This window comes from Sphingomonas sp. PP-CE-3G-477, from assembly GCF_003050745.1.
GTDB lineage: Bacteria > Pseudomonadota > Alphaproteobacteria > Sphingomonadales > Sphingomonadaceae > Sphingomonas.
In genome coordinates, this window is sequence record NZ_QAOF01000003.1 from 52,122 (window position 1) to 67,232 (window position 15,111).

16 protein-coding genes are annotated in these 15,111 nt (G+C 66.2%); 2 read left to right on the forward strand and 14 right to left on the reverse strand.

Annotated elements, in window-relative coordinates:
• Positions 1-114: 114 nt before the first annotated feature.
• Positions 115-660 (reverse strand): (2Fe-2S)-binding protein, encoded by a 546-nt coding sequence (locus tag C8J45_RS07535; RefSeq protein ID WP_107962672.1) that lies wholly within the window; start codon positions 658-660, stop codon positions 115-117.
• Positions 661-766: 106 nt separating this feature from the next.
• Between C8J45_RS07535 and C8J45_RS07540 the strand changes: the two genes are divergently transcribed.
• Positions 767-2,062: a sugar MFS transporter gene (locus C8J45_RS07540; protein ID WP_107962673.1), complete on the forward strand. Its 1,296-nt coding sequence runs from the start codon at positions 767-769 to the stop codon at positions 2,060-2,062.
• A 61-nt stretch (positions 2,063-2,123) separates the two neighbouring features.
• On the opposite strand, the gene C8J45_RS07545 is transcribed toward C8J45_RS07540, so the two are convergent.
• From C8J45_RS07545 to C8J45_RS19140, 4 genes are all read right to left on the reverse strand, one after another.
• The gene (locus C8J45_RS07545) at positions 2,124-3,263 is read right to left on the reverse strand and encodes a CaiB/BaiF CoA-transferase family protein (protein ID WP_181321149.1); all 1,140 of its coding nucleotides are present in this window, start codon (positions 3,261-3,263) and stop codon (positions 2,124-2,126) included.
• A gap of 132 nt (positions 3,264-3,395) precedes the next feature.
• Positions 3,396-4,580: an acyl-CoA dehydrogenase gene (locus tag C8J45_RS07550; protein WP_056055772.1), complete on the reverse strand. Its 1,185-nt coding sequence runs from the start codon at positions 4,578-4,580 to the stop codon at positions 3,396-3,398.
• 67 nt (positions 4,581-4,647) lie between these two features.
• Positions 4,648-4,968, reverse strand: coding sequence for a hypothetical protein (locus C8J45_RS07555; protein WP_107962674.1), 321 nt, complete (start codon positions 4,966-4,968; stop codon positions 4,648-4,650).
• A 2-nt stretch (positions 4,969-4,970) separates the two neighbouring features.
• Positions 4,971-5,147 (reverse strand): hypothetical protein, encoded by a 177-nt coding sequence (locus C8J45_RS19140; protein WP_181321150.1) that lies wholly within the window; start codon positions 5,145-5,147, stop codon positions 4,971-4,973.
• Positions 5,148-5,260: 113 nt separating this feature from the next.
• Here C8J45_RS19140 and C8J45_RS07560 point away from each other — a divergent pair, with 113 nt between their 5' ends.
• Positions 5,261-5,893: a S24 family peptidase gene (locus C8J45_RS07560; RefSeq protein WP_258191359.1), complete on the forward strand. Its 633-nt coding sequence runs from the start codon at positions 5,261-5,263 to the stop codon at positions 5,891-5,893.
• A 143-nt stretch (positions 5,894-6,036) separates the two neighbouring features.
• On the opposite strand, the gene C8J45_RS07565 is transcribed toward C8J45_RS07560, so the two are convergent.
• The 9 genes from C8J45_RS07565 to C8J45_RS07605 form a co-directional block, all read right to left on the reverse strand.
• The gene (locus C8J45_RS07565; RefSeq protein WP_107962676.1) at positions 6,037-6,951 is read right to left on the reverse strand and encodes an SDR family NAD(P)-dependent oxidoreductase; all 915 of its coding nucleotides are present in this window, start codon (positions 6,949-6,951) and stop codon (positions 6,037-6,039) included.
• Positions 6,952-7,046: 95 nt separating this feature from the next.
• Positions 7,047-7,367, reverse strand: a complete 321-nt coding sequence (locus C8J45_RS07570) for a hypothetical protein (protein WP_056057295.1) — start codon at positions 7,365-7,367, stop codon at positions 7,047-7,049.
• A 116-nt stretch (positions 7,368-7,483) separates the two neighbouring features.
• On the reverse strand, positions 7,484-8,176 hold the full coding sequence (phoB, locus tag C8J45_RS07575; protein ID WP_055873047.1) for a phosphate regulon transcriptional regulator PhoB: 693 nt from the start codon (positions 8,174-8,176) through the stop codon (positions 7,484-7,486).
• Positions 8,176-8,865, reverse strand: coding sequence for a phosphate signaling complex protein PhoU (gene phoU / locus C8J45_RS07580; RefSeq protein WP_056489018.1), 690 nt, complete (start codon positions 8,863-8,865; stop codon positions 8,176-8,178). Before phoU ends, phoB begins: the two co-directional genes overlap by 1 nt.
• Before the next feature lie 14 nt (positions 8,866-8,879).
• Positions 8,880-9,659, reverse strand: a complete 780-nt coding sequence (gene pstB / locus C8J45_RS07585) for a phosphate ABC transporter ATP-binding protein PstB (RefSeq protein WP_107962677.1) — start codon at positions 9,657-9,659, stop codon at positions 8,880-8,882.
• On the reverse strand, positions 9,659-10,957 hold the full coding sequence (pstA, locus tag C8J45_RS07590; RefSeq protein ID WP_107962678.1) for a phosphate ABC transporter permease PstA: 1,299 nt from the start codon (positions 10,955-10,957) through the stop codon (positions 9,659-9,661). The genes pstB and pstA overlap by 1 nt, the downstream gene beginning before the upstream one ends.
• On the reverse strand, positions 10,950-12,326 hold the full coding sequence (gene pstC / locus C8J45_RS07595; RefSeq protein ID WP_107962679.1) for a phosphate ABC transporter permease subunit PstC: 1,377 nt from the start codon (positions 12,324-12,326) through the stop codon (positions 10,950-10,952). Before pstC ends, pstA begins: the two co-directional genes overlap by 8 nt.
• A 325-nt stretch (positions 12,327-12,651) precedes the next feature.
• Positions 12,652-13,722 carry a substrate-binding domain-containing protein gene (locus C8J45_RS07600; RefSeq protein WP_107962680.1) on the reverse strand — a complete coding sequence of 357 codons (1,071 nt, stop codon included), beginning with the start codon at positions 13,720-13,722 and terminating at the stop codon, positions 12,652-12,654.
• A gap of 46 nt (positions 13,723-13,768) precedes the next feature.
• Entirely contained in the window at positions 13,769-14,995 is a 1,227-nt protein-coding gene (locus C8J45_RS07605; protein ID WP_107962980.1) for an ATP-binding protein, read from the reverse strand.
• Positions 14,996-15,111: the final 116 nt, after the last annotated feature.

Genomic DNA, 15,111 nt, shown 5'->3' on the forward strand with positions numbered 1-15,111 from the left:
TGGGCGGCCCTACCACTGCAGACATAGCGCTCCTCCTTGTTCTCCCGCGAAGGCGGGAGCCCAGACTGGACTCCCGCCTTCGCGGGAGAACAGGCTTGGTTCCGAGCGGACGCGCTACCGCGCAGGCGGCGGCACCAGCGCTGGCACCAACCGCGCCGAGTCGGCCGGATCGATCCCCGGTCGCGGCCCTGCGGGAATAACCTCTTCCCCTCGTGTCGCGCGCCCAGCCCGCTGGATCGCCTCAACCACGCGCGGATACACCCCGCACCGGCACAGGTTGGTGATCTGCTCGCGGATCAGCGCTTCGCTCGGGTCTGCATTGCGCTTCAGCAACGCGGCCGCCGCCATGATCATCCCGGGAATGCAGAACCCGCACTGCGGCACCGACTCCGCGATAAACGCCAGCTGTACAGGGTGGTTACGCTCGCGCGACAGCCCCTCGATCGTCGTGACGTACGCGCCCTCGATCGAACCGATCGGCACCCGGCAACTCCGCATCGCCCGCCCGTCGATGTCGACCGTGCACGCGCCGCACTGCCCGGTGCCGCAGCCATATTTCGTCCCCGTCAGGTTCGACGCATCGCGCAGCGCCCACAGCAGCGGCGTAGCATTGTCCAGCTTGTACTCGATCGGCTCGTTATTGACGGTGAAGCGGCTCATGCTCGTCGTCCTAGCCGGTCGGACGGGATCGCACCAAGCGGCATTGCCACGCGGCGGGCCCCCGGCTTATGTCGCAGCCAATAATACCGCGAGAGGGCGCAACACGATGCACGTCGATACCAAATCCACAGCAGCAGCAGGAGGCGACGCCAGCCACGGCTACGACGCGCCCGACCTGCGCGTCTTCGTGTTCGCGCTGTTCTTCATCTTCGGTGGCATCACCTCGCTGAACGACATCATCATCCCGAAGATGAAAGAGCTCTTCACGCTCGACCACGCGACCGCGATGCTGGTCCAGTCGGCGTTCTTCCTCGCCTATGCACTGTTCTCGATTCCCGCCGCCGCGATCGTGCGGAAAGCGGGCTATATGCGCACCGCGTCGATCGGCCTCGTGACGATGACGGCGGGCTGCCTGTTGTTCATCCCCGCCGCGGGGCAGGCAAGCTTCGGCATGTTCCTGTTCGCGCTGTTCGTGCTCGGCGCAGGCATCACCGTGGTGCAGGTCGTCGCCAACCCGCTGATCTCCGCGCTCGGCCATCCCAAGTCCGCCTCGAGCCGGCTAACGTTTGCGCAGGCGTTCAACTCGCTCGGCACCACCATCTTCCCGTATGTCGGCTCCGCGCTGATCCTCGGCGGGCTGGCGACGGTCGACTCCTCGACGCTCACCGGCGCCGCGCTCGACGCGTACCGGACTGAGTCCTCGCGAACCGTCGTGCACACCTATATCGGCCTCGCAATCGCGTTGCTGATCGTTGCCGCGGTGGTGTGGACCCGGCGCAACCGGCTCAACGAGGAGCAGGATCAGACCGGCAGCATCTTCCACGCGTTCACGCTGCTGAAGCGCCCGCGGTTCGCGATGGGGACGGCCTGCATCTTCCTGTACGTCGGTGCCGAAGTCGCGGTCGGCTCGCTGATCGTCAATTACCTGATGCAGCCGAGCGTGATGGGCCTGAGCGACGTCGCCGCGGGCAAGCACGTGCCGTTCTACTGGGGCGGCGCGCTGGTCGGCCGGTTCATCGGCGCCTATGTGCTGAACAAGGTATCGCCGGGCAAGGTTCTCGCCGGCGTCGCGACGGGCACGCTGGCGCTCATCCTGATCTCGGCGAACACCGAGGGCGCTTTGTCGGGCTGGGCGTTGCTCGCGATCGGCCTGATGAACGCGGTGATGTTCCCGACGATCTTCTCGTTGGCGTCCGAGGGTCTCGGCAAGCGCGCGGCGGAAGGCTCGGGCGTGATCGCCACGGCGATCGTCGGCGGCGCGATCATTCCGTATCTGACGGGGATGCTGGCAGACAAGTCGGGCAGCCTGCACTTCGCACTGCTCCTCCCGGCGGTCTGCTACGCGCTGATCCTGGCGTACGGGTTGTATGCCCGGAAGCCAGTGGTCGAAGCTGCCAACTAAGCTTGTTCCCCCGCGAAGGCGGGGGCCCAGACTGGGTCCCCGCCTTCGCGGGGAAACAATTCTACGTTGGTGACCCCAACATCGGCGCCGCCCGCCCGGTCGCGAGATCGGCATCGGAAAACCGGATCGGCGTGCGGAGCCCGGGTACCACCGACCCATCCGGCCGCGCGACGTCGATCGCCATCCCCCGCGCGACGACCTGCGGATCCTCGAAAGCCTGCGCCACCGTATTGATCGGCCCGGCCGGCACCCCGACCGCCTCCAGCCGCGCCAGCAAGGCCAGCTTAGGCACCAGAGACGTCGCCGCCTCGATCCCCGCGAACAACACATCCTTGAACGCCAACCGCCCGGCATTGGTCGCGAACCGCGGATCGTCGCGCATATCCGGCAAGCCCATCGCGTCGCAGAACCGCCGGAACTGCCCGTCATTCCCGACAGCCAGGATGAACCACCCATCGGCACACGGAAACACCGCATACGGACACACGTTCATATGCGCATTCCCGACCCGCGTCGGCGACACGCCGCTCGCGAACCAGTTCATCGCCTGGTTGGCGAGTACCCCAGTCATCGTGTCGAGCAGCGCCATGTCGATCTGCTGACCCTTGCCGGTCCGCTCGCGCATCGCCAGCGCCGCCTGGATCGCGATCACAGAATACAGCCCGGTCATGATGTCGGCGAACGCGACACCGATCTTCTGCGGCGCGCCATCGGGCTCGCCGGTCAGGTCCATGATCCCGCTCATCCCCTGGACGATGAAATCGTAGCCTGCACGGGGCGCGTAGGGCCCGTCCTGCCCGAACCCGGTGATCGAGCAATACACCAGACGTGGGTTGATCACGGCGAGCGTGGCGTAGTCGAGCCCGTATTTGGCCAGCCCGCCGACCTTGAAGTTCTCGATCACTATGTCCGCGTCGGCGATCAGGTCGCGGACGGTCGCCTGACCTTCGGATGTGGTGAAGTCGGCGACGATCGATCGCTTGCCGCGATTGGCGGCGTGGAAATACGCGGCATCGCGCGTGCCGTCGGGGTTGTCGATGAACGGCGGCCCCCAGGTTCGCGTATCGTCACCGGCTGGGCTCTCGATCTTGACGACGTCTGCCCCGAGATCGGCCAGCACCTGTCCCGCCCAAGGTCCCGCAAGGATCCGCGCGAGTTCGACCACCTTTAAGCCGGCGAGGGGGGAGGGTTTGCTTTCCAATTTAGAGCACCACCCCGGCGAAGGCCGGGGCCCAATTGGAAAGTTCGGAGTAACAACGCGGAGCGTCAGCCAATACGCGTTCCCCAATTGGGCCCCGGCCTTCGCCGGGGTGGTAGGACGTCGGGGTTGAACTCAAAACGCAGCGATACCCGTGATCGCGCGCCCGAGGATCAGCGCATGCACGTCATGCGCACCCTCGTACGTGTTGACCGTCTCCAGGTTCATCAGGTGACGCATCACCTGATACTCCCCCGAAATCCCGTTGCCGCCGTGCATATCGCGCGACATCCGCGCGATATCGAGCGCCTTGCCGACGTTGTTGCGCTTCACGATCGAGACCATCTCGGGCGCGAACCGGCCCTCGTCCATCAGCCGCCCGACGCGCAACGACGCCTGCAACCCGAGCGCGATCTCGGTCTCCATATCCGCCAGCTTCTTCTGGAACAGCTGCCGCCCCGCCAGAGGCGTCCCGAACTGGTTCCGGTCCAGCCCGTACTGCCGCGCCGCATGGAAACAGAACTCCGCCGCGCCCAAGGCACCCCAGGAAATCCCGTAGCGCGCGCGGTTAAGGCAGCCGAACGGCCCCTTCAGTCCTTGCACATCAGGCAGCAGCGCATCGTCGCCGACCTCGACCTCGTCCATCATCACCATGCCCGTGATCGACGCGCGCAACGACAGCTTGCCCTCGATCTTGGGCGTCTCCAGCCCCTTCATCCCGCGCTCCAGGATGAAGCCGCGGATGCCGCCACCATGCTCGTCGGACTTCGCCCAGATCACGAACACGTCGGCGATCGGCGAGTTCGAGATCCACGTCTTCGCGCCCGAGATCACATAGCCGTTGGCCGTCTTCTTCGCGCGCGTCGTCATCCCGCCGGGATCCGACCCCGCATCCGGCTCGGTCAGCCCGAAGCAGCCGATCCACTCGCCGGTCGCGAGCTTGGGCAGGTATTTGCGCTTCTGCTCTTCGGACCCGAACGCATTGATCGGGTACATCACGAGGCTCGATTGTACCGACATCATCGAGCGATACCCCGAGTCGATCCGCTCCACCTCGCGCGCGACCAGCCCGTAGGCGACATAGGACGCGCCGACGCCGCCATATTCCTCGGGGATCGTCGGCCCGAGCAATCCGAGCGCGCCCATCTCGCGGAAAATCGCGGGATCGGTATGCTCGTGCTGGAACGCGTCGATGATTCGGGGTGCGAGCTTGTCGTCGGCATAGGCCTTCGCGCTGTCGCGGATCATCCGCTCGTCTTCGCTCAACTGATCGTCGAGCAGGAACGGATCCGCCCAGTCGAACTTGCCCATCCCGGCCATCTGAATCTCCTTCGTTGACCGCCGACTTCGTGGTTCGGTCAGCGAAAGTCCACCCCTGTCGAGACGTTTACGCGTCGATCAGCGTCAGGACCGCGATCGTCACATGCTCGCGGTCGCCGATCGACTCGATGCGGTCGACCACCAGATCGGCGACGATATGCCCGCGCATCGCGAACTCCGCTTCGGGCAACGCGTCGATCCAGTCTCGAAGACCGGGTACGGGCATCGCCGCGATCGTGAGCCGGTGCAGCGTGCCGACGAACGTCGCGCTCGCCCAGGGCGTGCACGCGATGGACTCTACATGCATCGTCAGGCCTGCCGCCCCCGCATGGCCGCGAAGCGCGCGGATCAGCAGCGTGCCCGCATCGGGGCCGCGGATCGCGTCCATCCTCACGATCCGTGCCGTTCTATGAACGTCTCGATCCGCGAGACCATCGGCGCGCGCGGCTGGCGACCGAGTCGGAGATCATGGACCAGCCGCGGATCGCCGACCGCCAGCCGGCCGAACTTCGATGTCGGCATGCCGGTCTGCCGCAGATATCGGTCGATCTTGATGAGAACGGACATGGTCGCTCCTTCCTGTTCTTGGCCCCGAGTCCCTGGCCGAGCCCTGTTTGCGTTCTTGATCTGTTCCGGCAAATCCTACTTGTCTAGGAAAATTCCTACGCTACGGTTCGGGCGTGGCTAGAACCGTGTCCGATCCCGATCCAAGAACCGCGCTGGCAACGCTGGCCGCGACGCGTGGCGACAGTCTGGCGGCGCTGTCGGCGATGCTGGGGCGCAACGCGGCGTATCTGCAGCAATATGTCCGGCGCGGATCGCCGCGTGTGCTTGGCGAACGCGATCGTCGATTGCTGTCGGAATATCTGGGGGTGAGCGAGGCAACGCTGGGTGCGCCCGCCGACCGGCCGGCAGGGTTTCGCATCCGCAAGCTCGACGTCGCGGCGTCGGCGGGGCCGGGCGCGCTGGTCGATGGCGAGATCGTGCTCGGCACCGACACGCTGGACCCCGGCCTCGCGCGGAAACTTGGGCTGAGGGACGGGCAGGCGGCGATCATCCGCGTGCGCGGCACTTCGATGGAGCCGGGACTGTTCGACGGCGATCACATCGTGGTCGACACCGCCGACCGTACGCCGCGCGCAAAGGGCGGGGTGTACGTCATCCGGATCGACGACGCGGTGATGGTGAAGCGCGTTGCCCTGGTACGCGGTGCGCGAGTGGCGACGAGCGATAATCCGGACGCGGCGGTTGTGCCTAGCGGAGCGATCGCCGTCATTGGCCGCGTGGTCTGGCAAATGCGCGAGCCGCGATAAGGGCTAGCGGTTTTCCCGAACCAATCCCGTTCTCCCGCGAAAGCGGGAGCCCAGGGTTACAGGTGACAACCTTTGTCGTCCCGGGCCCCCGCTTTCGCGAGGGAACGGTAGGAAAATTCTAGCCTGCCATGTGGGGCCAGTGCTCAGCGCCCCTGCAGCTTGCTCAGGATGGTCATCGACTGTTCCGAGCCCGACTGCGGGACGATCTCGCCCGCGCGGTCGATGATCGCGTCCCAGTGCGCCGCGACACCCTCCACCGACAGATCGTCGCCGGTCAGCAACTTGCCTTGCGTCAGCGTCACGTACGCCGCCTGGAACACCCCGGCGCCCGCGCCGACGATCATATTGGTCGGCGCGTCCTCCGACACGAGGAACACCGCGGCGGGTGCGACCTTGTCGGGGGAGAACGCCTTGAACGCTTCTTCGGGGAAGATGTCCTGCGTCATCCGCGTGCCCGCGGTCGGCGCGATCGTGTTGACCTTGATGTTGTTTTTCGCGCCCTCGATCGCGAGCGTCTTGGTCAAGCCGGCGAGCCCGAGCTTGGCGGCGCCGTAGTTTGCCTGGCCGAAATTGCCGTAGAGACCGGTCGACGACGCGGTCATCAGGATGCGGCCGTAATTCTGCGCGCGCATCGTATCCCAGACCGCCTTGGTGGCGTTGGCCGAGCCGTTCAGGTGGACGTCGACGACGAACTTGAAGTCGGCGGGCTCCATCTTGGCGAAGCTCTTGTCGCGCAGCACGCCGGCGTTGTTGATGAGGATGTGGACGCCGCCCCATTTCTCCGAGGCTCGGGCGACCATCTCGACCATCTGGTCGTAGTCGGTGACGCTGCCGCCGTTCGACATCGCCTCGCCGCCGGCCGCTTCGATTTCCTCGACGACTTTCAGCGCGGCGTCGGAATGGCCAGTGCCGTCGCGCGACGCACCCAGATCGTTGACCACGACCTTCGCACCACGACGGGCGAGTTCGAGCGCGTACTCGCGGCCGAGGCCACCGCCTGCGCCAGTGACGATCGCGACCCGATCTTCAAAGCTGATCTGCCCAAAGCTTTTAGACATGGAAAAGGCGCCCCTCTCTTATAGTTGGAGCGCCTTTCCTAGAACGTAAAGCCAGCTAGGCAAGCGGCAGGATCACCCGCCGCCTGCCGCGTGACTTACTTGCCGCCGCGGTTGCGGCAGCCGTCCTTGACCGTCTTCGAGCACACCGGATACTCGGCGGGTGCCGGCGTCGGCGGGGTCACGGTCGGCTGGCCGAAAGTCACGCCACCGGCGGGTGCTGGCGGTGCCATCGGTGCGGCGGGTGCTGCTGCCGGATCGGCAGGAGCGGCCATCGCGGGATCGGCAGGCGCTGCGGGATCGGCCGGTGCCGCCTGGTCCGCGGGCGCGGTCTGCGCGGCGGGGTCTGCCGGCGGCGTCGTCTGGGCGATCACGGGCGACGCGAGAAGAGCGGCGGCAGCGAAGAGAATGGACTTCATACGAATCTCCTAAATGGGTGCACCATTTTGGTAGCGCGACGTCTGAACGCACTAAGTCGTGCTTGGGTCCTTCGTTTCGCATCCGATTCCATTCGCCCCACCGCGGGACAGTCTCGTTACCCCCCCGTATCGAGCGAATAGCCCGCCGAACGAACGGTGCGGATGATGTCCGGACGCTCGCCGACATTGATCGCCTTGCGCAGCCGACGGATGTGCACGTCGACCGTGCGGCTTTCGATATCGCTGTCATGCCCCCAGACCGCATCGAGCAGGCGTTCGCGCGAGAACACCCAGCCCGGATGCTCGAGGAAATGCTTCAATAGACGGAACTCGGTCGGTCCGAGCGACACGACTTCGCCCGAGCGACGGACCTTGTGGCCGACCGTGTCCATCTCGATGTCGGCATAGCTGAGCGCTTCGCCGGCGAGGGCAGGGCGGACCCGGCGCAGCACCGCACCCACGCGCGCGACCAGTTCGCGCGGCGAGAATGGCTTGGTCACGTAATCGTCGGCGCCCGTCTCGAGGCCCCGAACGCGATCCTCCTCCTCGCCGCGCGCGGTGAGCATGATGATCGGCACGTTCTGCGTCTCGGGTGCGCGGCGCAGGCGACGGCACACCTCGATCCCCGAAAGCCCCTCGACCATCCAGTCGAGCAGGACGATGTCGGGCACCTTCTCCTTGGCGAGCAGCAAGGCTTCCTCGCCATCGGGGGTATGCGCGATCTCGAAATCCTCGCGCTTGAAATGCCAGACCAGCAATTCGGCGAGGGCGGCGTCGTCCTCGACCAGCAGCATCTTCGCGCGTGCCATTATGCCTGCTCCTTCTTTATGCCGCGTTCGCGATCGACCATCTGCGTGCCGGTCGCGGCGAAATAGACCATCTCGGCGACGTTGGTGGCGTGATCGCCGATCCGCTCGAGGTTCTTCGCGACGAACAGCAGATGCGCGACCTGGCTGATCGTCTTCGGATTCTCGACCATGTAGGTCACCAGCGTGCGAAAAATGCTGTCGTAGAAATCGTCGAGCGCATTGTCGCTCTCGACCACGCGCACCGCTTCTTCCGCATCACGCGCGGCGAACGCGTCGAGCACGTCGTGGACCATCTCGCTCGCCATCCGGCCCATCGCGGGCAGGATCGAGATCGGCTCGATCCGGTGCTCGCTCTCGATCATCGGCACGCGCTTGGCGATGTTCTTGGCATAATCGCCGATCCGTTCGACGACGCCCGCGATCTTCAGCGCGGCGACGACTTCGCGAAGATCGACCGCCATTGGTGCGCGCAAAGCGATGATCCGCACCGCAAGCCGCTCGACCTCCGCCTCGATGACGTCGATCTGCTTGTCGGCGACGCGCACCTGCTCCGCGAGCGCGAGGTCGTTGCGTTGCAGCGCCTGCATCGCCTTGTCGATCGCGTCCTCGGCGAGCCCGCCCATCTGCGAGATCAACCCGCGGAGCTCGCCGATGTCGTTGTCGAAGGCCTTGACCGTATGCGTGTTCATGGTCGTTTCCCGACTCAGCCGTAACGGCCGGTGATGTAATCCTTGGTCCGCTCTTCGCGGGGATTGGTGAAGATGTCCGAGGTGTTGCCGTATTCGACCAGCGTGCCGAGGTGGAAGAACGCGGTCTTCTGACTGACGCGCGCCGCCTGCTGCATGTTGTGCGTGACGATCACCATCGCATAGCGCCCGCGCAGTTCGTGGATCAGCTCCTCGATCTTGGCGGTCGCGATCGGATCGAGCGCGGAACACGGCTCGTCCATCAGGATGACCTCGGGATCGACCGCGATCGCGCGCGCGATGCAGAGCCGCTGCTGTTGGCCGCCCGACAACGCCGTGCCGCTGTCCGAGAGGCGATCCTTGACCTCGTCCCACAGGCCAGCCCGTCGCAGCGACTTCTCGACGATCCGGTCGAGGTCCGCCTTGGCGCCGGCAAGTCCGTGGATGCGCGGGCCGTAGGCGACGTTCTCGTAGATCGATTTCGGGAACGGGTTGGGCTTCTGGAACACCATGCCGACGCGGGCGCGGAGCTGCACCACGTCCATGTCGGGCGAATAGATGTCCTGGCCGTCGAGCTTGATCTCGCCGGTGACGCGCGCGCTCGCGACGGTGTCGTTCATGCGGTTGAGCGTGCGCAGGAAGGTCGACTTGCCGCAGCCCGACGGGCCGATGAACGCGACCACCTCGTCCTGATCGACGTCGATCGAGACATCGTTGATCGCGATCTTGCTGCCATAGGCGACGGAGACGTTGCGCGCCGTCATCTTGAGGATGGGAGGCTTGAAAGGTTTTGGCATCACCAGCGGGTCTCGAATCGGTTGCGGAGGTAGATCGCGACGCCGTTCATCGCGAGCAGGAACACGAGCAGGACGATGATCGCGGCGGAGGTCTTCTCGACGAAGCCGCGGCTGACCTGATCGGACCAGAGGAATATCTGGACGGGCAGCACGGTCGCGGGGTCACTTAACCCGGAAGGCGGGGCGGCGATGAAGGCGCGCATGCCGATCATCAGCAGCGGCGCGGTCTCGCCCAGCGCGCGCGCCATGCCGATGATCGTGCCGGTGAGGATACCGGGCAGCGCGAGCGGCAGGACGTGGTGGAAGACGACCTGCACCGGCGATGCGCCGATGCCGAGCGCCGCGTCGCGGATCGACGGCGGCACCGCCTTGATCGCGTTGCGCCCGGCGATGACGATGACGGGCATCGTCATCAGCGCGAGCGTCAGGCCGCCCACGATCGGTGCCGAGCGCGGCATGCCGAACGTGCCGAGGAACACTGCCAACCCGAGAAGGCCGAAGATGATCGAGGGGACCGCGGCGAGGTTGTTGATCGAGACCTCGATCAGGTCGGTCCAGCGGTTCTTCGGCGCATATTCCTCGAGGTACAGTGCCGACAGCACGCCGATCGGGAACGCCAGCAGCAACGTGACGATCATCGTCAACAGCGACCCCTTGAACGCCCCCCAAATTCCGACTCGGGTGGCATCGGTCGAGTCCGCCGAGGTGAGGAAGCCCGCGTTGAATCCGCGGGTCAGCGCGCCGCTCGCCTTCAGCCGCGCGACGATCGCTTCGGCATCGCGCGTGCCGTTGCCCTTGGCCGCGACGTCGATCGGGCTGGAGACGGGGACCTCGAACACGCTCTTGCGCTGGAGCAGCGACGGGTCGGCCTTGATCGCATCGCGGACCACCGCCCAGGCGCCGTCGGAAAGCAGGTCGGTGCCGTCCTTGCCGAACGCCTTCGTGGCGGCGAGGTCGACCGTGCCTTCCAGCCCTGCACCGGCGAGCACGAGATCGGCGCCGCGACCCACAAGGCGGGCGGGCTCGATCGGCAGCTTGACGGCGGCGAGATCGATCGGGAGCGACACGCGCGTCTCGACGAACCCGCTCGCGCCCTGCATCACCATCGTGATCAGCAGATAGGCGAGGAATGCGGCGGACAGCCATACCGCGGCGAGCCCGGCGAAGCGGAAGCGACGCTCGGACGCATAGCGACGGCGGATGCGCGACTGCATCGCCTGCGTCGTCCAGTCGGTCGGCACGCGGCGCACTGGCTCCGAATTCGTCACAGGAATCTGGGGCACGAGCGTGTCACTCATAGGCTTCGCGGTACCGTTTGACGACGCGCAGCGCGACGATGTTGAGAAGGAGCGTGACCACGAACAGCGTCAGGCCGAGCGCGAACGCGGCGAGCGTCTTGGGGCTGTCGAACTCGGCCTCGCCGGTCAGCAGGTCGACGATCTGCTTGGTGACGGTGGTGGTGCTCGCGAACGGATTGAGCGTCAGCGTCGCAACGCCGGACGCGGCCATAACGACGATCATCGTCTCGCCGATCGCGCGCGACACGGCCAGCAGCACGCCACCGACGACGCCGGGTAGGGCGGCGGGGAGCAGCACGCGGCGAATAGTCTCGGACGAGGTCGCCCCCATCGCGAGGCTGCCGTCGCGCATCGACGAGGGGACCGCGGCGATCGAATCGTCCGCCATCGACGACACGAACGGGATGATCATGATGCCCATTACGAGTCCCGCAGCGAGCGCGCTTTCCGACGACGCCCAGCTGATCCCGACCGACACGGCTAGGTCACGCACCGCGGGCGCGACGGTCAGCGCGGCGAAATAGCCATAGACGACGGTCGGCACTCCCGCGAGCACCTCGAGGATCGGCTTCATCCATTTGCGCGTGTTGGGCGCTGCATATTGCGTGAGGTAGATCGCGCTCATCAGTCCGAACGGAATCGCGACGATCATCGCGATCACCGCGCCGATGAAGAACGTCCCCCAGAACAACGGCACCGCGCCGAGCGACGCACCCGGATCGCGCGCGTCGATGACCTGCGGGCTCCAGTGCGTGCCGAACAGGAAATCGGTGATCGGCACCACGTGAAAGAACCGCGCGGATTCGTACAGCAGCGACGCGACGATGCCGACCGTGGTCAGGATCGCGATCAGCGACGCACCGAGCAGCATCAGCATCACGACGCGCTCGACCTGCGTCCGCGCACCGAACCCGGGTTTGACGCGCGTGAAGGCGAACGCGCCGCCTGCGAACGCGAGCAGCAACGCGGCAGCGGTCGCGATCCAGTCGTAGCGCGATTGCGCGGCGGCGTAGGACGGGGCGAGCGTGCGAGCGAGCCCGTGGAACGCGCCGAAGCTGCGGCCGTCTGCAAGGCTGCGTGCTTCGGAGAGGATCGAGGCGCGGTCGAAGCCGGGGGGCGGAAGCTGGATCGCGGCGGGCGTGGCAAGCACGGCATCGGTGACGAGCGCGGGCGCGGTCATCGACCACACGACTAGGAAGACGAGCGGCGGGATGGCTGTCCACAGCGCGACGTACCAACCGTGATGCGACGGCAGCGAGCTGAACCGCACGGTGCTGCCGGCGCGGAAGCGCGTGGCGCGGACGCGCGCGGTTAGCCAGCCGATGAGGCCTAGACCGAGGACGAGGAACAGGAGGGCGATGGGGGACATTATAGTTCTCGCCCGTGGCGTTTGGTCGCGCGCGCACGCGCCATCCCACCAGCCACCACCCCGGCGAAGGCCGGGGCCCAGTTGGAAAGGTTGAGGTGACGCAGTGCAGCGCTCACCAATGCACCGCTGCCCAACTGGGCCCCGGCCTCCGCCGGGGTGGTTGCGGGCGTCGGGGCGGTTGCGTTCTGCCGTGACGCCGTCACTGCCACACTCTTGTTCCCCCGCGGACGCGGGGGCCCAGCTAAGCCAGGATAGCGCGTGTGGTTCTTGGGCCCCCGCTTTCGCGGGGGAACGAGGAGGGGCGTGCGATTGCGTGGGCCAAACATCACGACAACACCGCCGGATCCAGCACAGTCTCGTTCGCGATAATCGCCGCCGACCGCGCCTGAACCCCAGCCGGCGAAGCAATCAACCCTCGCTTCACCAACGGCCCCGTCGCCCCCCAGTTCGCTGCATACAGCTTCAACAAATTCCGCAGTCCCGGAATCGCGGTCAGATGCGCCTTCTTCACATAGATATAGAGCGGCCGAGACCCCGGATACGCATTGTCCGCGATCGTCGCATAGGTCGGCGCGACGCCCGAGATCGACACCCCGTTCACGTCGTCCTTGTTCTCTTCGAGATAGCTGTACCCGAACACGCCGATCGCATTGGGGTTCGACTGCAGTTTCTGGACGATCAGATTGTCGTTCTCGCCCGCATCGACATACACGCCGTCCTCGCGCACCCGCGTGCACAGCGCCTTGTGCGCCTCGGCATCCGACTTCGCGAGCGCCTTGGCAGTCGGATCGCTGGCCTCGCACCCCTTGGTCAGGATCAGCTCCGCCAGCGCATCGCGCGTGCCACTCGTCGCCGGTGGCCCGTAAACCTGGATAGGCACCGCGGGCAGCGCAGGATTGACGTCGCGCCAGACCCGAGCCGTGTTCACCTTGCCCCCCGGATTGGCGGCCAGCGCCTTGTAGAGATCGGTCGGCGTCAGCTGCATCTTCGGGCCGTTCTTCGCCTCGGCAAACGCGATCCCGTCGATCCCGACCTGGATCTCGATCACGTCGCGCACGCCGTTTTTCGCGCACGTCGCGTATTCGCTCGCCTTCATCCGCCGCGACGCGTCCTCGATATCGGGATGCGCCGCGCCGACGCCGGCACAGAACAGCTTCATCCCTGCGCCCGTCCCGGTCGATTCGATCACCGGCGCCTTCGCATCGGGATCGTTCGCGACAAGCTGCTCAGCGATCATCGTCGTGAACGGATAGACGGTGGAGGACCCGACCGCGGTGATCTGGTCACGCGAGCCCGCCCCGCCGCCGTTCGCCTGATCGACGCACGCGGCCAGAGCGCTCGTCACCGCCCCCAACACCCCTAGAAGAACGAACCGCTGCACTAGAATTCCCGTCATGCACCGGCCTTAGCGGTACTTAAGACGATCCTGTGTGACACTTGGGTTACCCTTTTATGACAGTGCCTTTGGTCGCGCCGCCGCTCGGGGGCAGGATGACCGAAACCACCGTCCCGACGCCGACCTGACTCGCGATATCGAGCCGCCCGCGGTGCCGCTCGACGATGTGCTTGACGATCGCCAGCCCGAGACCCGTGCCGCCCAGCGACCGGCTGCGCCCCGCATCCGCGCGATAGAAGCGTTCGGTCAGCCGCGGAATGTGCACCGCCGCGATGCCGTCGCCCTCGTCGCGAATCGACAGGCGGATCATCCCGGCATCGTCGCGCTTCAGGTCGATCGTCACCGGGGTCCCGGCGCGCCCGTATTTCATCGCGTTGCCGATAAGGTTGTGGAGCATCTGCGACAGCTGGACGCGGTCGCCCGACACGGCGGCGATACCCGGATCGATCGTCGCGACCAGATCCCGCCCGCGATCGCCCGCCGCATCCGCCAGTTCCTCACGCGTATCCTCGACGAGACGCGCGAGATCGACCGCCTGATCGGGCAGCCGAAACTTCTCCGCCTCGATGCGCGACAGCGAGATCAGGTCCTCGACCAGCCGCTGCATCCGCCGCGCCTCGTCGTCCATCACCTTCAGGAACCGCGCGCGAACCTCGGCATCCTCGCCGGCTTCGTCACGGAGTGTCTCGATAAATCCGAGAATAGAAGCCAGGGGCGTGCGCAGTTCGTGGCTCGCATTGGCGACGAAATCGATCCGCATCCGCTCGGCGGCGTAATTGCCGGTCTGGTCGACGAGGTGGACGATCCGCTGGCCCTCCGACGTCTCGCTGAGCAGCATCTCCCAGCGCTGGTCCCGCGTGCCGAGCCCGACCAGCTCGATCGGCCGCTCGCCGTCGATCGGCCCCGGTGTCCCCAGGCGCTCGGCGGCGGCGGGATGGCGGATCGCGACGCGCGCATCCTCACCGAGGATATGCGCGCCGAGCAACGTCCGCGCGGCACGATTGGCGACCACCACGCGGCCGTCCTCGACCAGCATCACCGGCGCGACGATCGCATCCAGCACATCGTCGAGCACCGACGGCGACACGCTCGTCGCGTCGTCGAGGGCAGGCGCCTCGTCCCCGGTGCCGGCAGCGACCAGCGCGGCGGCGATCCCCCCGACCAGTGCGACGATCGCGCCCTGCACGTCGCGCGTGATCGCGAACACAGCGACGGCGGCGACGAATACGACGACGATCGCCCAAAATGTGCGCAGGCCAAATCCGGAAAGCATCATGGTCTCCAAGGCGCGTGTACGCGGCGCCGTTGCGTCCTAGTTCGATACGATCCGCACGGCTATATTGTCAGCGCTTCAGGATTGTGAAAGGGCTTCGGTATAACTGGGGGGTA